19 protein-coding genes are annotated in these 23,850 nt (G+C 70.9%); 12 read left to right on the top strand and 7 right to left on the bottom strand.

Annotation, left to right across the window (positions count from 1 at the left end; all coding sequences use genetic code 11):
- Positions 1 to 54: 54 nt before the first annotated feature.
- Positions 55 to 1,419 carry an extracellular solute-binding protein gene (locus FSY98_RS05040; RefSeq protein WP_144874515.1) on the bottom strand — a complete coding sequence of 455 codons (1,365 nt, stop codon included), beginning with the start codon at positions 1,417 to 1,419 and terminating at the stop codon, positions 55 to 57.
- A gap of 232 nt (positions 1,420 to 1,651) precedes the next feature.
- Here FSY98_RS05040 and FSY98_RS05035 point away from each other — a divergent pair, with 232 nt between their 5' ends.
- Both FSY98_RS05035 and FSY98_RS05030 read left to right on the top strand, forming a co-directional pair.
- Entirely contained in the window at positions 1,652 to 5,194 is a 3,543-nt protein-coding gene (locus tag FSY98_RS05035) for a sugar-binding protein (protein WP_144874513.1), read from the top strand.
- A complete protein-coding gene (locus FSY98_RS05030; RefSeq protein WP_144874511.1) occupies positions 5,191 to 7,983 on the top strand; it encodes an alpha-L-rhamnosidase in 2,793 nt (930 codons plus the stop codon). The genes FSY98_RS05035 and FSY98_RS05030 overlap by 4 nt, the downstream gene beginning before the upstream one ends.
- A 91-nt stretch (positions 7,984 to 8,074) precedes the next feature.
- Here FSY98_RS05030 and FSY98_RS05025 read toward each other — a convergent pair whose 3' ends face one another.
- The gene (locus FSY98_RS05025) at positions 8,075 to 9,004 is read right to left on the bottom strand and encodes a helix-turn-helix transcriptional regulator (protein ID WP_144874509.1); all 930 of its coding nucleotides are present in this window, start codon (positions 9,002 to 9,004) and stop codon (positions 8,075 to 8,077) included.
- A gap of 16 nt (positions 9,005 to 9,020) precedes the next feature.
- Entirely contained in the window at positions 9,021 to 9,722 is a 702-nt protein-coding gene (locus FSY98_RS05020; protein ID WP_144874507.1) for a helix-turn-helix transcriptional regulator, read from the bottom strand.
- A 278-nt stretch (positions 9,723 to 10,000) separates the two neighbouring features.
- Here FSY98_RS05020 and FSY98_RS05015 point away from each other — a divergent pair, with 278 nt between their 5' ends.
- Entirely contained in the window at positions 10,001 to 10,345 is a 345-nt protein-coding gene (locus tag FSY98_RS05015; protein ID WP_144874504.1) for an ATP-dependent DNA ligase, read from the top strand.
- A 9-nt stretch (positions 10,346 to 10,354) separates the two neighbouring features.
- On the opposite strand, the gene FSY98_RS05010 is transcribed toward FSY98_RS05015, so the two are convergent.
- On the bottom strand, positions 10,355 to 10,948 hold the full coding sequence (locus FSY98_RS05010; RefSeq protein WP_144874502.1) for a TetR/AcrR family transcriptional regulator: 594 nt from the start codon (positions 10,946 to 10,948) through the stop codon (positions 10,355 to 10,357).
- Between the two features lie 33 nt (positions 10,949 to 10,981).
- On the opposite strand from FSY98_RS05010, the gene FSY98_RS05005 reads away from it, so the two are divergent.
- Entirely contained in the window at positions 10,982 to 11,929 is a 948-nt protein-coding gene (locus FSY98_RS05005; protein ID WP_260857285.1) for a DMT family transporter, read from the top strand.
- A 46-nt stretch (positions 11,930 to 11,975) separates the two neighbouring features.
- Here FSY98_RS05005 and FSY98_RS05000 read toward each other — a convergent pair whose 3' ends face one another.
- Positions 11,976 to 12,179, bottom strand: a complete 204-nt coding sequence (locus tag FSY98_RS05000) for a hypothetical protein (RefSeq protein WP_144874500.1) — start codon at positions 12,177 to 12,179, stop codon at positions 11,976 to 11,978.
- 118 nt (positions 12,180 to 12,297) lie between these two features.
- On the opposite strand from FSY98_RS05000, the gene FSY98_RS04995 reads away from it, so the two are divergent.
- The 7 genes from FSY98_RS04995 to FSY98_RS04965 all read left to right on the top strand — a co-directional run bounded on the left by FSY98_RS04995 (position 12,298) and on the right by FSY98_RS04965 (position 18,985).
- Positions 12,298 to 13,638, top strand: a complete 1,341-nt coding sequence (locus FSY98_RS04995) for an MFS transporter (protein ID WP_144874498.1) — start codon at positions 12,298 to 12,300, stop codon at positions 13,636 to 13,638.
- Between the two features lie 46 nt (positions 13,639 to 13,684).
- Positions 13,685 to 14,278, top strand: a complete 594-nt coding sequence (locus FSY98_RS04990) for a sugar O-acetyltransferase (protein WP_144874496.1) — start codon at positions 13,685 to 13,687, stop codon at positions 14,276 to 14,278.
- Complete coding sequence (locus FSY98_RS04985) at positions 14,271 to 14,837, top strand: TetR/AcrR family transcriptional regulator (RefSeq protein ID WP_144874494.1); 567 nt, start codon at positions 14,271 to 14,273, stop codon at positions 14,835 to 14,837. Before FSY98_RS04990 ends, FSY98_RS04985 begins: the two co-directional genes overlap by 8 nt.
- 191 nt (positions 14,838 to 15,028) lie before the next feature.
- Positions 15,029 to 16,684, top strand: coding sequence for a DHA2 family efflux MFS transporter permease subunit (locus tag FSY98_RS04980; protein ID WP_396652342.1), 1,656 nt, complete (start codon positions 15,029 to 15,031; stop codon positions 16,682 to 16,684).
- Position 16,685: 1 nt separating this feature from the next.
- Positions 16,686 to 17,141, top strand: a complete 456-nt coding sequence (locus FSY98_RS04975) for a MarR family winged helix-turn-helix transcriptional regulator (protein WP_144874492.1) — start codon at positions 16,686 to 16,688, stop codon at positions 17,139 to 17,141.
- Between the two features lie 135 nt (positions 17,142 to 17,276).
- Positions 17,277 to 17,858, top strand: a complete 582-nt coding sequence (locus FSY98_RS04970; RefSeq protein ID WP_144874490.1) for a MarR family winged helix-turn-helix transcriptional regulator — start codon at positions 17,277 to 17,279, stop codon at positions 17,856 to 17,858.
- Between the two features lie 38 nt (positions 17,859 to 17,896).
- Entirely contained in the window at positions 17,897 to 18,985 is a 1,089-nt protein-coding gene (locus FSY98_RS04965) for an alkene reductase (protein WP_144874488.1), read from the top strand.
- A gap of 51 nt (positions 18,986 to 19,036) precedes the next feature.
- Here FSY98_RS04965 and FSY98_RS04960 read toward each other — a convergent pair whose 3' ends face one another.
- Positions 19,037 to 20,344 (bottom strand): calcium:proton antiporter, encoded by a 1,308-nt coding sequence (locus FSY98_RS04960; protein ID WP_144874486.1) that lies wholly within the window; start codon positions 20,342 to 20,344, stop codon positions 19,037 to 19,039.
- Between the two features lie 147 nt (positions 20,345 to 20,491).
- Positions 20,492 to 22,198: an HNH endonuclease signature motif containing protein gene (locus FSY98_RS04955; RefSeq protein ID WP_186307546.1), complete on the bottom strand. Its 1,707-nt coding sequence runs from the start codon at positions 22,196 to 22,198 to the stop codon at positions 20,492 to 20,494.
- A 346-nt stretch (positions 22,199 to 22,544) separates the two neighbouring features.
- Here FSY98_RS04955 and FSY98_RS04950 point away from each other — a divergent pair, with 346 nt between their 5' ends.
- The gene (locus tag FSY98_RS04950) at positions 22,545 to 23,729 is read left to right on the top strand and encodes a zinc-dependent alcohol dehydrogenase (RefSeq protein WP_144874482.1); all 1,185 of its coding nucleotides are present in this window, start codon (positions 22,545 to 22,547) and stop codon (positions 23,727 to 23,729) included.
- Positions 23,730 to 23,850 lie beyond the last annotated feature (121 nt).

The following is a 23,850-nucleotide window of genomic DNA, read 5'->3' as shown; positions in this document are numbered from 1 at the left end:
CGGGGCGGGAGCGGTGTCCCGCCCCGATCGTGGTGGGGTGCGGCGGTCTGACGGTCAGCGGCCGAGGCGGCCCTGCACGTCGGTCTGCGCCTTCTCGAGCAGCGCCGGGATGTCGGCGTTCTCGTCGGTGAGCACGGCCTGGATCACGCCGTCGAGCGCGCCGTAGACCTCTTGCGCGTTGTTCACGGGCTCGGGGACGATCGGGATCTCGGTCGACGCCTCGAGGTACGGCGTGAAGTTGTCGGACGGCACGTTGATGTAGTCGGCGATCCACTCGAAGTACGTGTCGTACGCGTCGGTGTTCACCACGGCGAGTCCGGGCAGGCCCGTCACGGAGCCGGCTTCGTTCGACGCCTTCGCGTCAGCCACCGCGACGTCCTGGTCGAAGTAGCGCTCGAGGTAGAAGAACTTGATCCACTTCACCGCGGCCGCCTTCTCCTCCTCCGACGCGTCGGGGCTGACGATCTGCACGCTGCCGCCGGACAGGGTGCCGTTGACGCCGCCGTCCTGCGGCATGCCGCCGATGCCGAAGTCCTCGGCCGGGAGCTTCAGGTTCTGCACGACGCCGTAGTAGCGGTCGGTCGCGGCGATCATCATGCCGATCTTGCCCGCGGCGAAGTCCTGGCCCTGGGTGTCCATGTCGTACAGGGTGTTGGCGGGCAGGGTGCCGTCTTCGAAGCGCATGGCGTGCAGCAGCTCGAGGGCGTCGGTCGAGGGGCTGTCGTCGAAGGTCGCCTTGCTGCCGTCCTCGTTCTCGATGGTGCCGCCGAACGAATAGGTGATGCCGCTGAACTGCCATCCGCCGGTGTTCGCGGTGGTCAGCGCCGAGAATCCGGCGGCGCCGGTCTTCTCGGTGATCTGCTTCGCGGCGTCGCGGACCTCGTCCCACGTGGTCGGCGGCGCGTCGGGGTCGAGACCCGCCGCGGTGAAGAGCGAGCGGTTGTAGACGAGTCCGAAGGAGTACGCGTTGGTCGGAACCGCGTAGACCTTGCCGGCGTCGTCCGACGCGAGGCCGAGGATGGTCGGGTTCAGCGAGTCGAGCAGATCCTCCGAGCGGAGCGCATCGGTGATGTCGGCCGCCTGGCCCCGCTTGATGAGTCCCTGCGGCTCGGTGAGCGGCACGCTGAGGACGTCGGGGAGCGACCCGCCGGCGGCCAGCGCCTGGAAGGTGCTCGCGTCGTAGGCGGTCTCGACGGGCTCGACGTCGACATCCGGGTTGGCCTTCTCGAAGGCCGCGACGCGCTCGTCGAAGTACTCGCGGTCCTCGGGGCGGTCGGACGACGGGCGGTCGCCGACCTGGATCGTGATCTGACCGTCGGACCCCGAGTCGGGTGAGGCGTCGGACGAGCAGGCGGCGAGGCTGACCGCCAGGCCGCCGATGGCGACGAGAGCCGCGGCAGTGCGGATGCGCTTCGTCATGTGAACTCCTTCGTTCTGGTGTGGCTGTTCGGGTGGTGCTGGAAGGGAAAAGCGATTGCTCTACCGATGTCTACCAGGTGGAAGCCCGATTCGTCAAAGCCCATCTTAACCATCGATTCGACCGGGAAAGGCGCGCGAGTCCGCGCTTGACAAGACCGTGAGACAGTCGCGAGGATGCCGTGGGGCAAACGATTTCCCCATACTATCGACCTTGGCTCGAAGAGGAGACAGAGTGAGATCACGCACACCCCGGTCGTCGCGCACCATGCGCCGCCGATCGCTGACCCTGAGCGGCGCGCTCATCGTGGTGGGCGCGCTGGCGCTGCCGGCGGCGGCCGTCGCCGCCGACACGACGATCGCGGTCGAGGACCTCGCCGGGTGGTCGGCCAGCGCCTTCGACGGCACGACCGTGTCGCCGAGCACGCCTCGTGCCGCCGACCGCGGACACACCGGCTCGTCGTCGGTCGAGGTGCTCCTCGACACCGAGGTGCGAGGCGCGGACGGATGGGAGATGGCCGCCCGCTCGCTCGGCGGGGTCGACCTCGACTCCGCCTCGTTCTGGATCGACGCCGAGAACCTGCACACGATCGGCGTGCAGCTCGTCGACGACACCGGACAGACGCACCAGACGTTCCTGCCGGTGCCGGAGGTCGACGGCTGGCAGGAGATCACGCTCGCCTCGCCCACCGACGACCCCAGCCACGGCGCGTGGGGCGGGGCCGCAGACGGCGAATGGCACGGGCCGGCGCAGCAGATCGGCTTCGTGGTCAACGCGTGGGCGCGCCCCGACGCCGCGAGCACGACCGCCCGGGTGCTCATCGACGACATCACGATCACCGCCGCCGACGCGGCCCCCGGGTTCACGCTGTCGGCGGGCGCCTTCGGCAACCTGTTCACCGCCGGGGATGCCGTCGCGCTGCCGTACGAGACGACCGCCGACACCGTCGCGTGGCGCACGACATCGGCTGACGGCCGCGTGGTGGCCTCCGGCGAAGAGCCGGCGGACGGATCGCTCGACCTCGGGACGCTCGCGCGCGGCTGGTACGGCCTCACGGTCGACGCCCTCGACGACGGCGCCCGCATCGGCGGAGCCCAGACCACGGTCGGCGTGCTCGCCGACACCGACGTCGCCGAGACCGCGGACGGTCGCTACGGTGCCGTCACGCACTACGGCCAGCACCGCGACTTCGCCTCCATGCCGGCGCTCGCCGTCGGCGGGGTGGCGCAGTTCCGCGACGAGCCCTACTGGAACGAGGTCGAGAAGACCCCCGGCGTCTACGACTGGTCGGTCGCCCGCGCGGAGTTCCTCGACCAGGCCCGTGACAGCGGCACCCGCCCGCTGCTTCTCGCCGGATACGGCAACCCGCTCTACGACGACGGCAACGGCCCCGTGAGCGCCGAGGCTGTGGCCGCGTACTCCGCCTACGCCGCCGAGATGGCGACGGAGTTCGGTGACATGGCCTCGGGCATCGAGATCTGGAACGAGTGGGACCTCGGGCTCGGCGGCAACACGAACGTCGAACCCGAGCACTACGTGAACCTGCTGAAGTCGGCATCGCCGGCGGTCAAGGCCGTCGACCCCGATCTGCCCGTCATCGGACCGGCCGTGGCGATCCTCAACACCGACTGGCTCGAGGACACGTTCCGTCTCGGCGCGCTCGACTACCTCGACGGCATCGTCCTGCACCCCTACAGCTACCCGGTGGGAGCGGAGGCGCTCGACGAGACGCTGACCCGCATCGACGCGCTGGTGCGCGAGTACAACGACGGCGAGTCGATCCCGCTGTGGATCACCGAGCACGGATGGCCGACGGGGACCAACGCCCGGGCGGTCGACGAGCAGACCCAGGCGGCGAACATCGCCGAGTCGGCGGTCATCGCCGCGCTGCATGACGTCGAGCGCTACTACGTCTACGACCTCGTGAACGACGGCGTCGACGCGTCCGAGACGGAGGACAACTTCGGTCTGCTGCACGCGGCGGACGACCCGCTGGGTGCGTACACGCCGAAGCCCGCGTTCGTCAGCTACTCGACGGCCGCCGACGTGCTGGCGGGTGCGTACTCCGCGACCCGTGACACCTCGATCGCGGACCTGTGGAACGTGGGATTCGAGACCCCCGCAGGTCCGGTGCGCGCGCTGTGGTCGACGTCGCCGAGAGCCGTCACCGTGGCGCTGCAGGGCGACGTGACCGTGACCGACATGTACGGCTCCTCGCGGGTCGTGCAGGCCGGCGCCGGGTCGGAGCTCGTCGTGGACCTACGTCAGGGGCCGGTCTATCTGCAGGGCGCCGTCACGGGCGTGACGGCGTCGGCCACCGCGCTGACGCTCGACCCGGCATACCTCGGGCAGCCGATCGCCGCGCACTGGAGCATCGACAACGCCGCCTCGGGCGCGGAGGGTGCGTACCGTCTCGTGTTCCCGGACGGGCAGGAGGTCGCGCAGACCGTGGCCGCCGGCCAGGTCGGGGCCGTGGACTTCACGCTGCCCGCCGCCCCGGCACTCGGCCAGCACGTGGTCGTGGGCGAGCTGTATCGCGGCAGCGTGCTGCTCGGGTCGCTGACGGCCACCACGACGGTGAGCGAGCCGGTCACCCTGACCGGCGCGCAGGCGATCGACGCCGACGGCGAATCCGTGCTGCGGCTCACCCTGGGGAACGCCTCGGATGAGTCGGTGACCGTCGACAGCCTGTCGTCGGTGCTCGGGACGACGGCGGAGACGCACGCCGAGCAGCAGGAGCTCGCCGCGCACGAGTCGCTCGTCGTCGACATCGCGCTCGACGGGATCTCGGAGCGCACGACGTGGACGGCATCCGCGCTGCAGGGCGGGCGCGAGCTCACGGCATACGGTGCCGTCGCGCCGCTCGTCGTGGACGACGCCCTCGGGGCCGCGCACCGCACGATCACGGTCGACGGCGTCCTCGACGACCTCGGCGACCTCGACCCGGTGGTGCTGGCGGGTGACACCGGGGGACTGCTCTCCGCATTCGCCGCGTCGACCGACCAGTCAGCGCGGCTCTGGTACACGTGGGACGAGGACAACCTCTACGTGAGCATCGAGGTGCTCGACGACGTGCACGACCAGCCCGCCGCCGGCGCCGACATCTGGCAGGGCGACTCCGTGCAGTTCACGGTCGCGGCCGGCGCTCCGGGCGCCGCGACCACCTGGCACGAGCTCGGGATGGCGCTGACCCCCGCCGGCCCGCAGCTCTACCGCTGGCTCGCCGCGGGCGATGCGGCAGGAACCGTCGCCGGCTCGCAGGTGGCGGTGGTGCGCGACGAGGACTCGCAGACCACGGTGTACGAGGCGGCGGTGCCGTGGGTGCGCCTCACCGGCGTCGACCCGTCGTCGGCGCTGCTCGGCAGCGCCCTCATCGTCAACGAGGCCGACGGCGCCGGACGCGACGGCTATCTGTCGTGGGGCGGCGGCATCGCGGGCGAGAAGGACTCGGCCGAGTTCCTGCCGGTACGCCTGCTCGCGGCCGAGCCCGGGACGGGTGAGCCTGGCACCGGTGAGCCGGGGACCGGCCAGCCGGGAGCCGGTGAGCCGGGGACCGGCCAGCCGGGGACAGGAGTCGGCGGTGGCACCGGATCGGGCGTGACCGGAACCGGAAGCGGGGTGACGACCGGAGCCGGCGAGGGCGACCCGCTCGCGAGCACCGGCGCTGCGCTGCCGATCGTGCTCGTCGTGCTCGGCCTCGCGCTCGCGGCGGGCGGGTATCTGCTCGTCGCCCGACGCCGCCGTGCGGAGCCGACCGAGCCGGACCTGATCGCATGAGCACCGTCCGCGTCACCGGCGTGCGGCTCGGCCGCCGCCGGGACGCGGCGGTCGCCTCGTCGCCGGCGCCCCCGATCTCCTGGATCGTGGAGGCGCCGGCGCACTGGCGGGCCCAGCGCGCAGCACTGCGGCTCGACGGCGGCCCGGAGCGCCTGATCGCGTCGGACCCGGTGCTCTGCGCCTGGCCCTTCCCGCCCCTGACCGCCGGATACGGCGGCCACGAGCTCGAGGTCAGGGTGCAGGGCGACGACGGCGCGTGGTCGGAGTGGAGCGACCCGCTGCGATTCGACGAGGCCTTCGTCACCGACGCCTGGTCGGCGCCGCTGCTGCGGCATCCGGATCCCGCGGGGCCCGCCGCGCCGCTGTTCCTCCGTCGAGAGCTGCGGGTGCCTGCGGACGTGGTGGGGGCCACCCTCATGACGACGGCGCAGGGGGTGCACCGGGTGTTCGTGAACGGCGCCGGCATCGACGACCACGTGCTGACGCCCGGGTGGACCGCGTACCGCGACCGCCTCGCCGCCACGGCCACCGACGTCACCGCACTCCTCGCCGGCCGGTCGGTGGTCGTGCTCGCCGTGCAGGCGGCCGGCGGCTGGTTCACCGAGCGATACGGCTTCGGTCCGAACGCCGCACGCTTCTACGGCGAGCAGCCGGCGGTGTCGCTGCGGCTGCTGCTGCATCACGCCGACGGGCGATCGTCGGAGATCGACGTGGAGGGGTGGACGGTCGACCCCGCGCCCCCGCTCAGCGCGAGCGGCCTGTACGCCGGAGACGACTGGGATGCCCGCCGCGAGAAGACGGGATGGATGCAGGTCGGCTTCGACGACTCGGGATGGCTGCCCGCCCGCGTCGCACCCTTCCCGCCGGACGTCGCGGTCGAGGTCCTCGACGTCGAGCCGGTGCGGCGCACCGCCCACCTCACGCCCGTGTCGATACGGCACGACGCCCGCAGTGGCACGGCGCTCATCGACTTCGGACAGAACCTCGTCGGGCGGCTGCGGCTGCGCATCGATGCCGCCGAGGGGGTGGCAGTCACGCTCCGGCACGCCGAATTCGTCGAGGGCGGGGAGCTGGCGACCCGCCCGTTGCGCGCCGCGGCGGCCACCGACCGGTTCATCGGCGACGGGTCGGGCCCCCGGGAGTTCGAGCCGCCGTTCGCGGTGCACGGGTTCCGGTTCGCCGAGGTCACAGGGCTCGCCCACCCGTTGGCCGCGGGTGACGTGCGGGCGGTCGTGATCGGCACCGACGTGCGTCGCACCGGGTGGTTCACGTCGTCGGATCCGCTGCTGAACCGCCTGCACGAGAACGTCGTGTGGAGTCTGCGCGGCAACCTGCTCTCGGTGCCGACCGACTGCCCGCAGCGCGACGAGCGGCTGGGATGGACGGGCGACGCCCAGGTGTTCGCACCGGCCGCCGCATCGGTCTTCGACGTCGATGCGCTGTTCGGGTCCTGGCTCGACGACCTCGCCCTCGAGCAGCGTCGGAACGACGGCATCGTCCCGATCGTCGTGCCCGATCCGCTGGGTGCGTTCAGCGCTGTCGCGGCGGCCGGATGGGGGGATGCCGTCACGACCGTGCCCGCGCTGCTCGCCGACCGGTACGGCGATGCGGAGGTCAGGCGCAGGCTCGCCCCCGCCATGCGCGACTGGGTGCAGGCGTGCGAGCGCCTGGCGTCGGACGACGGCCTGTGGGAGACCGGATTCCAGTACGGCGACTGGCTCGACCCGACCTCGGCACGCCCCGACAAGGCGCGGGCGGATGCCGGACTCGTCGCCGGTGCGTACCGGGTGCGGTCGGCACGGCTCGCCGCCGAGGCGCTGCGCGATGCCGGCGACGACGCAGGCGCTGCAGAGGCCGCCCGGATCGCCGCGCGCGCGATGACGGCGTTCCGAGCCGCGTACCTCACACCGGCCGGCCGCCTGATGTCGGATGCGCCGACCGCGTATGCGCTGGTGCTGGCGTTCGACCTCGCGCCGGCCGAGCTGCGCCGCGCCCTCGGCATCCGCCTCGCCTTCCTGCTCCGTGCCGGTGGCTACCGCCTGGCCACGGGGTTCCTCGGCACGCCTCTCGTGCTCGACGCGCTGCTCGACAGCGGTCAGGAGCTCGCCGCCGAGAGGCTGCTGTTCCAGACGATGTGCCCGTCGTGGCTGTACCCCGTGACGCAGGGCGCGACCACCGTCTGGGAGCGCCCCGACGCGGTGCGGCTGGACGGCACGCTGCATCCGTCCGGCATGGTGTCGCTCAACCACTGCGCCTTCGGAGCCGTCGCCGACGTGCTGCATCGGCGGATCGGCGGGCTCGCCCCCGCTGCGCCGGGGTACCGGAGGATGCGCATCCGCCCGTGGTTCCCCGCCGCGCTCGACCACGCGGAGGTCGTGCAGGAGACACCGCTCGGCCGGACGCGCGTGGGCTGGGAGCGGTCGACCGACGGCATCCGGGTGACCGCGTTGATCCCCGTCGGAGCGCTCGCCGAGGTGGAGCTCCCCGACCGTGCGGCCTTCGAGGTCGGCCCTGGTGTCCACGAGTGGCTGGTGCTCGAGACCGCGTCGCACACCGTCGACCGCGGGGGAGGCGTCGACACCGACCTCGCCGCCCTCGCCGACGCGCCGGGTGTGTGCGGGCTGGTGTCGCGCATCCTCGCTGAGCATTCCCCGGAGATCGCGGAGGAGTTCGACGCGTACATCCGCTGGGTGCCCGGCCGCACGCTCCGCCCCGAACTCGTCGCCGTGTCGGCGCCGCCCACGGTGATCGAGCGGGTGGATGCCGTGCTCCGCGCTCTCACCGATTGACGAAAGACCCGCGGCGACCTCTCAGATGAGGCGTCGCCCTCCTTCGCCTCCTTCGCCCTGCTTCGCCCCTCCTTCGCGCTGCTCGTCCGGGCTATCGGTTCAGCGTCTGCCGCGGAGATGCGCCGTGCGTCGTCCGGTACGCGCGAGCGAAGTTCGACGGCGCGAACCCCCAGCGCAGGGCGATCGCGCCGACCGTGTCGCCGCGCGTCGGGTCGCCGCGGATCAGGTCGCGGTGGGCGCCGTCCAGCCGCGCGCGGCGCAGTTCGGCTGCGGCGTCGACGCCGCCGGACGAGAAGGAGCGGACGGCATCGTCGAGCTGGCGCACCGAGAGGGATGCCGCGGCGGCGATGTCGTCGACGGTGATGGGTTCCGACGCGTGCTCGTCGATGAAGGCGCGCGCCCGCCGGTACCCCTCCTGCTGAGAGCAGACGGAGTCGGACCGCCGAGCCGGGTCGGCGGAGGGGGCGAAGCATTCCAGGAGTGCAGCGGCCATCATCCGGTGCAGCGAGGTCTGCAGCAGCTCGCTGTCGCGCAGCAGCGGCGCGTAGGTGACGGTGGAGGCGAGGAGGTCGTGGAAGTACCGGCCGCGCGCGCGATCGGCCGGGAGGCCGCTGGCGAACCGGACCGTCAGACGATCGTCGCCGTACAGCATCCTCGCTGACCGCTCCAGCGCCGGGATGTCGTAGGTGAAGACGACGAAGTCGGTGGCGCCCCAGGACGCTCGGATGTCGACGCCTGGTCTCACGAGCAGCGGCGTGTCCTGACTGTCTCCGAGCTCGCCGCCCGTCGACCAGTGATGGTGCCCGTGCGCGACCATGGCCGACAGGGCCGGCGCCTCGGTCGTGGCGGTGAAGGAGCCGGAATATTTGCCGCGAGTCAGCGAGAAGCGGTCCGTCGACGTCCGCTCCTCGCGCAGAGAACCGTCGGCGCTGCCGATGTCGACCGAGCCGTACTGCTCGCACAGTCGTGCCTCGACCTCCTCGATGTCGTCGCTCGAGAACGTGCTGACGTCTGTGGGCATGGGATTCTCCGGTCGGTCACCGTGCGAGGGTCGTGCGAGGCGCCTCACCGAAGGCGTCCGTATAGGCGGCGGCGAAGCGGCCGAGGTGCCCGAAGCCCCATCGGCGCGCCACGTGGGTGACGCTCTCCTGCAACGGGTCCGCATGGCGCAGAGTGCGATAGGCCGCGGCGAGGCGGGCGGAGCGGAGGTAGCTCATGGGCGACATCCCGAACGCCTCGACGAACCCGTACTGCAGCGCGCGGACGCTGATGCGTGCAGCAGCGGAGATGTCGCCGACGGTGAGCGAATGGTGCAGATTCTCATCCATGAAGGCTTGGGCGCGACGGATCGCCGCGGGCGCCGATGCGGCGGGCGGTGCGATCGGCGATGGTGTGGCGTGCAGGCCGAAGGCGACCATCGTCGCGGTGATGAGCGCTCTCGTCGCCTCCTGCCTGAGCACGCTGCGAGCGGCAAGCTCCGATCCGAGCACGTGCGCGCGGTAGACGCCGACGGATGCACGCCAGAGGTCATCGGCGGCCGGCGACACCGGGGTCAGCGGGTCGAGCCCGAGGGAGCCGGCGAGATCGATCACGCAGTCGCCGCGGGTCGTCGTGAAGCAGAGCAGGTGGCCAGGGAGCCCGGCGACATGCGCCTCCGCGGAAAGACCGCCGCGCAGCAGCGAGGCGGTCGCGGCGCGCGCGCGGTCGCCGTACCTCCCGAGTTCGGTCTCCTCGGTCATGCTCACTCCGTCGTCCGCGGCCGCCGACCTGACTGCCGCGACCCGACACTCCACCTCTCACGGCACGCAGGATCGGGGCGAGCGCAAGGCCTTCACCGAATGCGCCTGTGGCTGACCGACGGGGATGGATCGGCCGATCGGTCGCGACGATCCGGTGCGCGTAACGGACAGTGGTCTTGCGCTCGGCGGACAGGTGCGTAGCGTCAGGATGGAGCCTCTCACCCCTGTGGAGAGGCGCCGCAGACATCGCTCGCGATGCCCGACACGAGGAGGGCTCCATGGGGCGTTTCATCTACCAGGGTGGCCCGAAGGTCGAGATCGAGGACCGCGCACTCCTGCATCTGCAGATCACGATCACCCAGAAACTCCGACTCGGTGAGCCGTTCTCGTTCACCTGGAAGGAGGACGCCAGCTTGGGTGGGGGCCGAACGACCGTCTGGATCCATCAGTACGCGGATCTGGTGTTCAAGTTCGCCGGATCGCGCAAGCCCGACGTCAACCGCAACTGGATCCGCGACCTCACCGTCACCGCATCGCAGTCGACGGGGCTCTACCTCACCCCCGAGCCGCTCGACGGCAATCCGACGCACGGGAACGGTGCGCGTGCCCGCGAGCTCGTCTGAGCGGCCCGATCAGCGCGTCCGGGCGGTCAGCACTCCCTCCGCGCAGCGGCGGGCCGTGGTGAAGGGCTCGGCGAACGTGCCCATGCCGAGCGTGACGATCGCGCCCTCGTAGAGCAGCATCAGGGTCTCCGCCGTGCCGCGCGGGTCGTCGATGCCCCCCTCTTCGCAGAGCTCGGCGAAGAGGTCGAGCAGCCAGGTCTTCTCGCGCGAGACCTCGGCGAGCACGGGAGCGCCCTCGTCGCCGCCGACTTCGGCTCGCGCGTTGACGGCGCTGCAGCCCTTCGGACTGTTCGCGGTCGACCAGGCGAGCGCATGGTCGAACACCGCGAGGATGCGGGGGATGCCCGGCTGCTCTTCCGCCGCGAGGCGGGCGGCGAGATCGTCGCGCCAGCGTGCGTCGCGGTGCTGCAGGTAGGAGACGACGAGTGTCTCCTTCGACCCGAACCGGTCGTACAGGGTCTTCTTCGTCACGCCGGCGACCTCGGCGATGGTGTCGACGCCGACCGCGTGGATGCCGCGGTCGTAGAAGAGCCGCGAGGCGGCGTCGAGCACGCGGCGGGCTCCGGGCGTGAGGGGCGCGAGGTCGGGCACGGGAGAGGGCATTACACGAGTATACGGATCTGTATACTCGTCGGCATGGGTATACAGGTCGGTTTACTTCGCTCGACGGTGACGGTCGCCGCGGCGGTCGTCTTCGTCGTCACCTGGAGCTCGGGCTTCCTCATCCCGGCGTTCGCGACGGTCGAGGTCGCACCCCTGACGCTGCTCGTCTGGCGGTTCGTGCCGCTCGCAGCGGTGCTGCTCGTGGTCGTGGCGGTCACGCGATCGGGCAGGGGAATGACGGCCCGCGACCTCCGCACCCAGTCACTCATCGGGCTCTTCGCGCAGTTCGGCTACTGCATCGCCGTCTACGGCGCGGTCGCCCTCGGCGTCGCCACGGGCACCGTCGCCCTCATCGACGCGGTGCAGCCGCTGATCGTCGCCGTACTCGTCGGACCTCTGCTCGGCATGCGGGTCCGCGGTGCGCAGTGGGCAGGGCTCGGCGTCGGAGCCGTGGGCGTGCTGCTCGTGGTGCAGTCGCAGTTCGGGTCGTCCGAGGCGCCGCTCGCCGCCTACCTGCTGCCGGTCGCAGCGATGGCGTGCCTGATCGTCGGCACCTTCGTGCAGCGGCGGTCGGCGACGCAGACGGGGGTCCTGGTCACGCTCACGATCCACGTGACGGTGACGGCCGTCCTGTTCCTGGTCGTCGCTGCAGCCGCAGGGCAGCTGGTGCCTCCGGCATCCGTCTCGTTCTGGGTCGCCGTCGTGCTCACGGCGCTCTTCCCGACGCTCGCCGCCTACGGTCTCTACTGGTGGCTGCTGCGCCGGGTCGGCATCACCGCTCTGCAGGCGCTGCTGTTCCTCATGGCGCCGACCACCGCCGTCGGCGGCGCGCTGCTGCTCGGCGAGACGCTGACGCTCGTGACAATCGCCGGATTCGCGCTCTGCGCCATCGGCGTGGCGGCGGTTCTGGTCGTCGAGGCGCGGTCGCACCGTGACGAGGATGCCGGGACGGCGGCGCCGAGCCTTCGCCGGTACCGCTGAGGGCTCCCCGTCTCCCCGCGCGGGGTGCCGCGGGGGGAGGGAAGGGTCAGCGCGAGGTGGGCGGGAGCTTGTCGACGCCGTGCCGATTCGGCTTGCCCGGCTCGGCGGCGGTGTCGGGGGAGGCGTGGGTCGGCCCCTCCGGGGATTCCGAGGTGGGATAGCTCGGCTCGTCGATCTCGACGGCCTTGTCGCGCTCCTCGAGCGGCGGCAGATGGTCGAGCGGCTGCGCGATGTCGTCTGGATGGCTCATGCCCCCAGGCTCCGTCAGACGACCGCATCCGGCCAGGGGGTTGTGCCCTCGGTCGAGGTGTGGATGAGTGGGTGGGTACTATTTGTAACTTCCCCTTCCTTATCGAGAGACGGTTCGCGTGGCGTCTGAGCACGCTCCTGACACGGGCCCCGCGGCCCCCGCCTCGGCGACCCGCTACATCCTCCGGTCGCGCCTGCTCCGCGGCGCTTTCCTCAGCCTCGTGATCTCGGGCATCGGCATGTCGATCACGGCGCCGCAGATCACGCTCTTCCTCGTCGAAGAGCTGCACCTCACCGACTCGCAGGCCGGGCTCTACTTCCTGACCAACCTCATCGCGCCCATCACCGGCTACATCGTCGGCTCGCTGTCCGACCGCATGGGCTCGCGGCTGCTCGTGTTCCGCATCTCGGCGGTCGCGGGTTTCGTCGGCTGGGCGCTCATGGCTGCCGCGATGCAGGCGTGGATGCCGTTCGCCATCAACATGCTGCTGCTGAGCGGCGCCGGAGCCGGTGCGGCGCAGCTGCAGGCGGCCGTGCGCGACGAGCTCACCCGCTCGCCGACCCCCGCCGACAACGGCGTCGTCGCCGTCATGCGCACCGCGATGGCGTTCGGATGGGTCGTGGGTCCCGTGCTGGGTGCGGTGCTCGGAGCGATGCTCGGGCTCCGGCCGCTGCTTTTCCTCACCGGCCTCAGCATCCTGCTCTCGATCCTGCCGCTCGTCGGCGTGCGCGCGGTGCCTCCGCGTCGTGTCCGCGAGTCGGAGATCCGGATGCCGCAGACCGACGAGGCCCTCGGCGAGGACTCCTTCGAGGCGCAGGGCGATGTGCGCGGTGACGTGACCGGCTCGCGGACGGGTGTCCGCACGGCGCGCCGCCGTTCGATGCTCCCGCTGCTCTTCTTCACCGCGATCTACGTGCTCATCATGTGCGGCGAGACCGTCAAGCTCGCCTATCTGCCGCTCTACATGGACCGGGGCCTGCAGGTCGACGCCGCCGTGCGCGGCGTGATCATCGGACTGCAGCCGCTCATCGAGCTGCCGCTCATGCTGCTCGCCGCTCGACTCGCCGACCGCTTCGGCGTGACCAGGGTGCTGATGGCGGGGGCGGTGATGGCGGTGGGGGCGCACGTGTCGTACGCGTCGGCCGCGGGGATCGAGCCGCACATCGCGCCGCTCATCGTCGGGCAGCTGCTCATGGCGGGGGTGATCGCGACGTTCGGCGTGCTGGGCATCACCGTCGCGCAGCGGCTGCTGCCCGACCGCGTCGGCACGGCATCCAGCGTCTTCCTCAGCGCCTACGCGATCAACGCCGCCCTCGGCGGGTTCATCGGCAGCGTCGGCGCCGCCTGGCTGGGGATGCCCCACCTCTTCTGGATCCCGGCCGGGATCGCGGCGCTCGGCGCCATCGCGCTGGTCGTGCTCGGTTCGACGGTGCCCCTCGGGCGGCCGCGGCGCACCTGAGGCCCGTCTTTGAGTACGAACGTACGCACCCTGATACGCTCAGCACATGACGGACTTCTTCGCGGGCGACCCGCGCAGCCACCGGGAGCGGATGCTGGCCGGCGACCTCTACCTCGGCGACGACCCCGAACTCGTCGCGCGAGCAGACCGGGCGGCGCGACTCGCCGACCTCTATCATCGGCAGACGCTCGCCGGAGACCCCGGCGCGCGTGATTGGCTGCGCGCGCTGATCGGGGATCTCGGCGACGACGTGGCCATCCGCCCGCCGCTGCGCGTCGACTACGGCGAGAACATCTCGATCGGAGCGCGGACGTTCGTGAACTTCAACCTCATCGCCCTCGACGTCGCCCGCATCACGATCGGCGCCGACTGTCAGATCGGGCCGAGCGTGCAGCTGCTGACGCCGACGCATCCGATCGACCCGCAGATGCGCCGCGACAAGCTCGAGGCTGCAGAGCCGATCTCCATCGGCGACAACGTCTGGCTCGGCGGGGGAGTGATCGTGTGCCCCGGCGTGACGATCGGCGACAACAGCGTGATCGGTGCGGGCTCGGTCGTGACCCGCGACATCCCGGCCGACGTCGTCGCCGTCGGCAGCCCGGCGCGAGTGGTCCGCACGATCGGCGCCGTCGATGACTGAGGCGGCGAGCGGAAGCCGCAGCGGCCGCAAGAACGATCCGGACCGGCGTGACCGCATCATCGACGCCTGCCTCGATGTGATCGCGGAGTCGGGGGTGGCCGGTGCCTCGCATCGCCGCATCGCGGAGGCCGCGGGCGTTCCGCTCGGCTCGATGACGTACCACTTCAGCGGCATCGACGAGCTGCTGCACGAGGCGTTCACGCGGTTCTCTCATACGATCAGCGCCCGGTTCGAAGAGCGGATGGCTGCTGCATCCGATCTCGAATCCGCCCGCGCCGCCGTGGTCGACATCATCCGCGAGGACGTGTACGGCGACCCCCGCGAGCTCGTGCTGTCGCACGAGCTGTTCACGCTCGCCGCGCGCAAGCCGGCCTACCGCGCGCTCACCACCGCGTGGATGCTGCGCAGCCGAGCCGCCCTCGAACGGCACTTCGACCGGGACGACGCGCGCCTGCTCGACGCGCTCATCGGGGGCCTGTCGATACATCGAGCGCTCGACGACGAAGAGAGGGATCCCGAGGAGATCGTGATCGGCGTGGCGCGCATCACCTCGGCGTGAGCCCGTCGAGCTCCGGGAGATGGTTGATCTGAGTCCATAGTTGCAGTTTTGCAACTACCGGCGTATCGTTGATTCTTATCAACTTTCTACGCAGGAGCTCTTCCACTGTGACAACCCCCATCTCACCCTCATCCGAGACCACGCGCTCGGCTCGCGAGGTCTTCACCGCGATCTCCGGACTCGTCGTCGGCATGTTCGTCGCCGTGCTCTCGGGCACGGTCGTGTCGACCTCGATGCCCGTCATCATCGCCGACCTCGGCGGCACCCAGTCGCAGTACACCTGGGTCATCACCGCCAGCCTCCTGGCGACCGCCGTCAGCACCCCGATCTGGGGCAAGCTCGCCGACCTCGTCGACCGCAAGATCCTCGTGCAGCTGGCGCTCATCATCTTCACCGTGGGCACCGTGATCGCCGGCTTCTCCACCGACACGAACATGCTCATCGCGGTGCGCGTCGTGCAGGGCATCGGCGTCGGCGGACTCATGTCGCTCGTCATGATCGCGGTCGCGCTGATCATCTCGCCGCGCGAGCGCGGCAAGTATATGGGCGTCGTCGGCGGCATCATGGCCCTCGGCACCATCGGCGGTCCGCTGCTCGGCGGACTCCTCACCGACGTGTGGGGCTGGCGCTCCAACTTCTTCGTCGGGGTGCCGTTCGCCCTCCTCGCCCTCGTGCTGCTGCAGTTCACGCTGCACCTGCCGAAGCCGCAGCGCGACACCAAGGTGTCGATCGACTACTTCGGCATCGTGCTGCTCGCCGTCGGCGTCTCGACCCTGCTGATCTGGGTGTCGATGGGTGGCAGCCAGTTCGAGTGGGATTCCTCGACGAGCATCATGCTGGCCGTCACCGCCGGCGTCGCGATCGCCGGGTTCATCGCGGTCGAGTTCTTCGTCAAGGAGCCCATCGTCCCGATGTCGCTGTTCCGCAACAGCACCTTCACGCTGTCGGTCGTCGCGTCGATCGCGATCGGCGTCTCGATGTTCGCGACCTCCGTGTTCCTCGCCCAGTACTTCCAGCTCGCCCGTGGCGCCACGCCCACCGAGTCCGGCCTCATGACCATCCCGATGATCATCGGTCAGATGGGGGCGTCGATCATCATCGGCCAGCTCGTGAGCCGCTTCGGCAAGTGGAAGGGCTGGATGATGACCGGCTCCGTGCTCGTCACGATCGGTGTCAGCCTGATGGCGACGCTGCGCTACGACACGCCCTTCGGGCTGGTCGCTACCTACATGGTCGTGCTCGGCGCCGGCCTCGGCATGGTCATGCAGAACCTCACCCTCATCGTGCAGAACGACACCGCCCCGCAGCAGCTGGGCGCCGCCTCGTCGAACGTGAACTTCTTCCGGACGATCGCCGGCACCATCGGCGTCACGGTCATGGGATCGCTGCTGTCGTCGAACGTCGCCACCTACGTCAAGGACGGTCTCGAGGGCTTCGTCCCGACCACCCAGGACGAGGTGGACGCGCTGCAGCACCTCGGCTCGGGCGACGTGCCGAAGGTGGGACAGCTGCCGGAGACCGTGCGCTCGATCGTCGAGAGCGCCTACGGCCACGGCATCGCGGACGCTTTCATCATCGCCATCCCGCTCGCCGTCATCGCCGTGATCGCGATCGCGTTCATCAGGAACAAGCCGCTCTCGACGAAGAACGCCGCCGAGCAGCTGCGCGAGCAGGCCGAGGACTCCGCGATCGAGGTCGCGCAGGCCGAGGTCGGATCGTCGGCATCCACCGGCACCATCCGCGTCGCGGACGTCGAGTCGGCGGCACCGAAGACCGGCTCGGTCACGGTGCTCGAGCGCGAGGGTGAGCGCGACGCCGAGGGCGCGGTCCAGGAGCGCGGGCGCTGACATGGCCCCCACCGATGCGGCGACCGCTCCGGACGTCGAGAGCGCCGTCGGCGACCTCCAGGCGCATCTGAACCTCATCTTCGCGAGGACTCGGACGCTGTGGAGGGAGTCGGCGGCGCGCATCGCCCCCGACCTGCAGGTCGGCGGGTACAAGCTGCTCACGTTCATCGACCGCGCCGGATCGGCGAGCGCGCACGAGCTCGCCGAACGGTTCGAGATGGACAAGTCGGTCATCAGCAGGCAGGTACGGATGCTGGAGGAGCTCGGACTCCTCGAGTCCCGCCCCGACGAGCGCGACGGCCGGCTGCGCGTGCTCACCGCCACGCCGACCGCCAGCGCCGCCCTCGCCGAACTGCGCCGTGATCACAGCCGACGCCTCGACGCGGTGATGGCGGAGCTGACGGCGGACGAGATCCGCGCGGCATCCAAGGTCTTCCGGCTGCTGTCGGAGGTCTGAGACGCGCACGGCGCCGGCGCCGGGGGCGGGGTGCCCTGGGCTGCCGCGTCAACTGGCGGGTGTTCCCGGGGCCGGTATTCGCCGCGGGCCGGTGTTCCCGGTGAAGAGAGGGGCATCCGCCGTAAGCTGGCGGGCATGAGCGCCGCCGACGAACCCGCCGACGAGATAGCCGCCGAACCCGCGAACAGCCCTGCTGGTAAACCCGCCGACAGCCCTGCCGACGAAGCCGCCGACCGCCCTGCTGCCGGACCCGTCGACGACCCTGCCGTCGACAGCCCTGCGCAGGATGACGCCGTGCACCGTGTCGAGCACGAGCTCGGTCGGCTCTTCGCCCGCATCCGGGTGAGCTGGCGCGAGGCGGCGATCACGGTCCATCCCGATCTGCAGCCGCTCGGCTACCAGGTGCTGACGTCGATCGCCTCGGGCAGGGCGACGTCTGCCGGTGCGATCATCGAGCGTCTGCAGACCGACAAGTCCGCCGTCAGCCGGCACGTGCGCCAGCTCGAGGCGTTGGGCCTCGTCGAGAGCGTGCCGGATCCGGACGACCGCCGTGCTCGCGTTCTCGTGGCGACTCCGCTCGCGCAGGAGCGCGTCGCGCTCGCCCGCTCGCGCTACGAGGCCCGTCTCGGCGAGCGGCTGCGAGCCTGGTCGGACCGGGATCTCGATCTCGTCATCTCCCTGCTCCGCGACCTCGGCGGCTCGCCCGAGGGAGCCTGAAGGGAATACGGGTCGCTGCGGTCGTCTTGACTGTCACCGTGAGTCTTTTCGAATCAGCCGCCTTCGGCGCCCTCCCGCTGTCCAACCGCGTCGTCATGGCGCCCCTCACGCGCACGCGCGCCGACGACGAGGGCACGCCCACCGACACCATGGCGGAGTACTACCGTCAGCGCGCCGGGCAGGGTCTGATCATCACCGAGGGCACCTGGCCCGCCAGGGAGGGCAAGTCGTACCAGGGGCAGCCGGGTATCGTCACAGCCGAGCAGGTCGACGGATGGCGCCGCATCGCCGATGCGGTGCACGCCGAGGGCGGCACGATCGTCATGCAGCTCATGCACGGCGGACGAGTCGGCCACCCCGAGATCTCCGGTGAGCCGCGAGTCGTCGGCCCGAGCGCGATCGCCGCACCCGGCGAGACGCACACGCCCGTCGGCAAGGCCGCGATGCCGGTCGCGCACGCCCTGACGGTCGACGAGATCGCCGAGGTGATCGAGCAGTTCGCGCAGGCGGCACGCAATGCGATCGAGGCGGGACTCGACGGCGTCGAGGTGCACGGAGCGAACGGCTACCTCGTGCACGAGTTCCTGTCGCCGGTGTCGAATGTGCGCGACGACCGGTATGGCGGATCGCCCGAGAACAGGGCGCGATTCGCGGTCGAGGTCACGCGTGCGGTGACCGAGGCGGTCGGGGCCGACCGCGTCGGCATCCGTCTGTCTCCGCAGCACAACATCCAGGGCGTGCTGGAGGAAGACGATGACGACGTGCTCGCCACGTACCTCGCCGTCGCCGAGGGGCTCGCGCCGCTCGGGATCGCGTTCGTCGACGTCCTCAGCGCCGCGCCGACCGGTGAGCTCGTGCAGCGGATCCGCCGGACGCTCGGCGCTCCGCTGATCATCAACTCCGGCTTCGCGGAGCCCACCACGAGAGACGAGGCCCATGGCCTGGTCGCCGATGGGTGGGCGGATGCCGTAGCCGTCGGCCGACCGGTGATCGCCAACCCCGATCTCGCCGAGCGGTGGAAGCAGGATGCCGAGCTGAACGACCCGCGGCCCGCGCTGTTCTATGGACGAACCGCGGAGGGCTACACGGACTACCCCGCACTGGAGGCCGTGCGCGCCGAGGCGTGAGCACATGCCGGCGCGACGTGCCTCGTCGCGCCGGTCGGCGGGAGAACGTGATCAGCTGAACAGGACGATCAGGTAGGCGGCGAACAGCATCAGGTGCGTGGCGCCGTGGGTCGCGGTGACGCGTCTCGCGGAGAACGTGGTGACCGAGAGCAGCAGGGTCGCCCCGAGCATGAGCATGTTCGCGGGCGACTCGGCGAGCACGACGGTCTGGCCCGTCAGCATCCCGATGACGAGGACCGCGGGGATCGTCAGCCCGACGGTCGAGACGAGTGCGCCATGGCAGAGGTTGTTCACGCGCTGCGCCTCGGCGCTGAGCGCCGCCCTGACCGCGGTGATCGACTCGGGCAGGAAGACGATCGCGGCGATGAGCAGACCGGCGAGTGCCGGCGGTGCGCCGAGGCGGCCGAGGCCGTCGTCGAGCAGCGCGGCCAGGTCGTGCGACAGCAGCACGATCGGCAGCACGGTGACGACGAGCAGGGCGAGACGGACGAGCACCTCGAGGCGGTGACTGCGCAGCGTCGCGAGGATGCTCGGGTCTGAGCGGGTGCTGTGCGCACGGGTCTCGGGCTTCGACGCGTTGCGTTCCGTATCCGCGCCGACCTCGGTGAAGTCCGACGCCTGCGCTCCCATCTGTCGCGCGAGGAAGAAGGCGTAGACGCCGAGGGTGAGTATGACGACGGGGATCGCCTGCGCGATCGTGTACGAGCCGTCGGCCCCGATGAGAGCCGGCAGGCCGAAGGCGAGCGTCACGAGCAGCACGAGCATCGCGAGGTAGGCGGATGTTCCGGTGCGATTGTGCTGCAGACCGCGGTGGCGCATGCCGCCGAGCAGCAGCGCGAGCCCGATGACGAGGTTCATGATGATCATCGCGACGGCCATGACCGAGTCGCGGGCGATCGTCTGATGCGCTCCCGGTCCGAGCATGACCGCCGAGATGAGGATCACCTCGATCAGCACGATCGACAGGGTCAGCACGAGTGACCCGTAGGGGTCGCCGAGGCGGTGGGCGAGCGCCTCGGCCTGCTTCACGACGCCGAACGCGCAGGCGAGGATGACCGCGACGATCGCCACGAGCCCGATGACGAGCACGGCTGCGGGTGCTGGTGCGGCGAGCAGCGGGTGCGCGAACAGGAGTGCGCCGAAGGCTCCCCAGCCCAGGACGATCCGCGCGATGTCGGAGCGGCCGACGAGGGTGCGGAGCGACGTGTGGGCGACGGGCGCGGTGCGCGGCGCGCGCTCGCTGTGCGCGACGGGAGCGGTGCGCGGCGCGCGCTCGCTGTGGGCAGCGGGCCCGGTGCGCGACGCGCGCTCGCTGTGCGCAACGGGCCCGGTGGGCGGGGTGGGTGTGGCGTGCGACATGGTCGCGCTCCTTCGAGTGGGGCCGTCCCCGATCGAGATGACGTCCGGGTCGTCCCGGACGCCGCGCAGTGCAGAGGCACCGACGCTCACATCACCGAGCCAGGATAGGCGAGGAACTGGAACAACGCCTGTGCACGCTGGTGCGTCTCAGCCTGCGCGCGCGAGTACTGCCGAATCTCTCTCCGATCGCGAGGGGCTGCGTCGAGGAAGACTGAGGCGTGGCGCTCGCCACCGCTGTTCCGGGTCCCACCACGCCGGGCCCCGCACCTCCGGGATGCCCGCATTCATGCGGATCTCCCACCCGGACGAGCCCAGACTGCGGTGATGCCACCAGCACAGCGGCACGCCGTTGTCGGTGTGGGTGGGTCCTCCGCGGGCGTGCTCGGTGACGTGATGGATCTCGCACCACGACGCTGGTACGTGGCATCCCGGGATCAGGCACTCCTTGTCGCGCGCGATGATCGCTCTGCGCTGATGCACCGTGAACACCCGGTCGGTGCTGTGGATCCCGACGATCCGACCCTCGTCCATCGTCACGCGCTGAATCGTTCCGGAGCAGCCGACGTGTGCGGCGATGGCAAGAGGAAGCTGGCCCCATGCCCCCGGCGCGCTCGCCCGGCCGCGCACGGCGGCGAGGTCGCCCGCGTCGACCGTGACGACGAGCGTCGGAGCCGCGCCGCCGAGAGTCGGCACGTCGCGGTGGCGGGCTGCGATCCCGAGCGCCGCGGCGAGGGCGTCGTGCCGCTTCTGCGCGGCGGTGCGATCATCGATCACCGCGCGCGGATCGCTGTTGAAGGGATCGAAGTCTGCGGCGTCGGCGGAGTCGGGATCCGCCGTGTCGGCCTCTGGATCGCCACTGCGGGGATCGCCGCCAGCCGGGCCGCCCGCACCCGGGTCGCCCGCAGCCGAGACGCCCATAGCCGAGTCGCCCATAGCCGAGTCGCCCGCAGGTGGGCCGGCCAAGTCGCCGGCAGCCGAGCCGCAGGCAGACGAGTCGCCTGCAGCCGAGTCGCGGGAGTCCGACCCGCCGCCGGCCGTCGGCATGAAGCGCACTCCGAGTCGCGGTGGACCGTCGCCCTTCGGGTTGTTCTGGGCGTCGAAGATCAACTCCAGCTGTGCGGCGACGTCTGGCGTCAGCGCCCCGGTGACGGGACGCAGCCCGTTGCGCAGCCGTCCGACCGTGATGCCTCGCCGCCTGGCCGCGTCGTTTGCCGGTTCGTCGCCGTCAGGATCGAGCAGGCCAGCCAGAGCCTCGGCGAGAACTCGCAGATCTTCCGGCATCGGCGCCGGGCCGCGTCGTGACCCTCGGACCGCATCGTCGGCACCGGCGTCGACACCGGCGTCGGCACCTGCAACCACGTCGTCGCGCGCGCCCCTGGACGCATCGGCCAGACACTCGTCGGCCCCGAGGCGTTCGTCAAGGCTGATCCGGTCGCTCACCCTCTCCAGCGGTGCCGTCGACGCGAGGATGCCCGCGGTGCCGATCGCTCCGTCGAGCAGTGCGGCGCGCAGAGCCGGCCAGCGAGCGGGCAGACGTTCGCCGGACAGGAGATTCGTGTGCCGGCGCACCAGATCGACGACCTTGCCCAGGCGCGTCGCCCCGGCCGTATCGACGAGGAGCGCTCGTCGCAGCAACTCGTTCTCGCTGCGACACCCCGCGGTGCGCGGCAGGTCGACATCGCCCGTCGCGACGGTCTCTACGAGCACCGCTTCGATGCGACGGAACGCGGCGCCGGCTGTGGTGAGCACATCAATCCGCTCGCGCTCCGAGAGACCGGCGAGGGCGTCGTCGGCCAGCACCCGATCAAGGTCGGAGACGACCTGATCGAGGAGGGAGCGTGCGGTGGATGACATGCCCTCAGTCAACACGGGACCACCGACATTCGAGCGGCCATGAGACGCATTTTTGGACCAGTTCAGAGGCATATTCCGGTACTCGCGATTCGCGTTCCGGTATATCGCAGGGCCGCGCGGATGGGAGGCTGCGCCCCGCAACCCCGCAACCCCGCAACCCCGCAACCCCCGGCCACCCACCCCGCCACGCCCTGCCGGAGACGGCAAGCGGGGCGCTGTGTCCGGCATCCACACCGCTGTCAACCCTCTGTCCGACGCCCCGTCCGCCGACGAGGGTGGCTGTTCGTCCGGAGCGCGCGGTGAACCAGACCGCGCGTCGAGACACCACCAACGAGGAGGACGCATCATGAAGGCACTCACCTGGCAGGGCACCCGCAAAGTGTCGGTGGAGGAGGTCCCCGACCCCGTGATTGAACGACCGACCGACGCGATCGTGCGCATCACCTCGTCGGCGATCTGCGGATCCGACCTGCACCTGTACGAGCTGCTCGGGCCGTTCCTCGACCGCGGTGACGTGCTGGGACACGAGCCGATGGGCGTCGTCGTCGAGGTCGGCAGCGAGGTCACGAACCTGTCGGTGGGCGACCGCGTCGTCATCCCGTTCAACATCTCGTGCGGGCACTGCTTCTTCTGCCGCCAGGGTCTGCAGTCGCAGTGCGAGACGACCCAGGTGCGCGAGTACGGCAGCGGCGCCGCCCTGTTCGGGTACACCAAGCTGTACGGCCAGGTGCCGGGCGGGCAGGCCGAGTACCTGCGCGTGCCTCTCGCCGACTACAACCACATCAAGGTGGCGTCCGATCTGCCGGACGATCGCTATCTGTTCCTCAGCGACATCCTGCCGACCGCCTGGCAGGGGGTCGAATACGCGAACGTCCCCGAGGGCGGCACGCTGGCCGTCATGGGCCTCGGACCCGTCGGGCAGTTCGTGTCGCGCATCGGCGTGCACCGGGGCTACCGGGTGCTCGCGGTCGACCCGGTCGCGGAGCGCCGCGAGATGGCGGCCCGCCACGGTGTGGAGACCTTCGACCTCTCGGACGAGGTCGTATCGGAGCTGCGCGACCTCACGGAAGGACGGGGAGCGGATGCCGTCGTCGACGCCGTCGGCATGGAGGCGCACGGCAACCCGGGCGTCGGCATCGTGCAGAAGGCCGTGGGTCTGCTGCCGGACGCACTCGCCCAGCAGATGATGGACAAGGCCGGCATCGACCGGCTCGCCGCCCTGCACGCGTCGATCGACGCCGTGCGCCGGGGAGGGACAGTGTCGTTGAGCGGGGTGTACGCGGGTGACGCCGACATCATGCCCATGAAGACGATGTTCGACAAGCAGATCAACCTGCGCATGGGACAGTGCAACGTGAAGCGGTGGATCGACGACCTGCTGCCGCTCGTCGAAGAGCTCAGCGACCCGCTCGGCGTGATGGATCTCACGACCCACAGTGCTCCGCTCGACGACGCGCCGGAGCTCTACGAGACGTTCCAGCGCAAGGAGGACGGCTGCATCAAGGTCGTGCTCCGGCCGTCGACGGTCTGAGCCCGGCCGCCCGCCCGCCCGGCCGCGAGCGCCCGGCCCCCGGCCGAGAGCCCCGGCTGAGAGCACCGGCCGAGAGCACTGGCCGTGAGCGCGGGCCGAGACGAGTACGACGCCGGAGGGC

This window comes from Microbacterium sp. 1.5R (assembly GCF_007667425.1).
Taxonomy (GTDB): domain Bacteria; phylum Actinomycetota; class Actinomycetes; order Actinomycetales; family Microbacteriaceae; genus Microbacterium.
The sequence above is the reverse complement of the archived record's forward strand: the minus strand, read 5'-3'. Positions and strand labels throughout refer to the sequence as shown.

Bases quoted from the DNA above. Each gene is read 5' to 3' on its own strand.
- FSY98_RS05000 (WP_144874500.1), bottom strand. From the start codon at position 12,179: ATGAGCCATCCAGACGACATCGCGCAGCCGCTCGACCATCTGCCGCCG.
- FSY98_RS05030 (WP_144874511.1), top strand. From the start codon at position 5,191: ATGAGCACCGTCCGCGTCACCGGCGTGCGGCTCGGCCGCCGCCGGGAC.
- FSY98_RS04980 (WP_396652342.1), top strand. From the start codon at position 15,029: ATGTTCGTCGCCGTGCTCTCGGGCACGGTCGTGTCGACCTCGATGCCC.
- FSY98_RS05015 (WP_144874504.1), top strand. From the start codon at position 10,001: ATGGGGCGTTTCATCTACCAGGGTGGCCCGAAGGTCGAGATCGAGGAC.
- FSY98_RS04960 (WP_144874486.1), bottom strand. From the start codon at position 20,344: ATGTCGCACGCCACACCCACCCCGCCCACCGGGCCCGTTGCGCACAGC.
- FSY98_RS04985 (WP_144874494.1), top strand. From the start codon at position 14,271: ATGACTGAGGCGGCGAGCGGAAGCCGCAGCGGCCGCAAGAACGATCCG.
- FSY98_RS05040 (WP_144874515.1), bottom strand. From the start codon at position 1,419: ATGACGAAGCGCATCCGCACTGCCGCGGCTCTCGTCGCCATCGGCGGC.
- FSY98_RS04975 (WP_144874492.1), top strand. From the start codon at position 16,686: ATGGCCCCCACCGATGCGGCGACCGCTCCGGACGTCGAGAGCGCCGTC.
- FSY98_RS05020 (WP_144874507.1), bottom strand. From the start codon at position 9,722: ATGACCGAGGAGACCGAACTCGGGAGGTACGGCGACCGCGCGCGCGCC.
- FSY98_RS05005 (WP_260857285.1), top strand. From the start codon at position 10,982: ATGGGTATACAGGTCGGTTTACTTCGCTCGACGGTGACGGTCGCCGCG.
- FSY98_RS04970 (WP_144874490.1), top strand. From the start codon at position 17,277: ATGAGCGCCGCCGACGAACCCGCCGACGAGATAGCCGCCGAACCCGCG.
- FSY98_RS05010 (WP_144874502.1), bottom strand. From the start codon at position 10,948: ATGCCCTCTCCCGTGCCCGACCTCGCGCCCCTCACGCCCGGAGCCCGC.
- FSY98_RS04955 (WP_186307546.1), bottom strand. From the start codon at position 22,198: ATGTCATCCACCGCACGCTCCCTCCTCGATCAGGTCGTCTCCGACCTT.
- FSY98_RS05025 (WP_144874509.1), bottom strand. From the start codon at position 9,004: ATGCCCACAGACGTCAGCACGTTCTCGAGCGACGACATCGAGGAGGTC.
- FSY98_RS04950 (WP_144874482.1), top strand. From the start codon at position 22,545: ATGAAGGCACTCACCTGGCAGGGCACCCGCAAAGTGTCGGTGGAGGAG.
- FSY98_RS04990 (WP_144874496.1), top strand. From the start codon at position 13,685: ATGACGGACTTCTTCGCGGGCGACCCGCGCAGCCACCGGGAGCGGATG.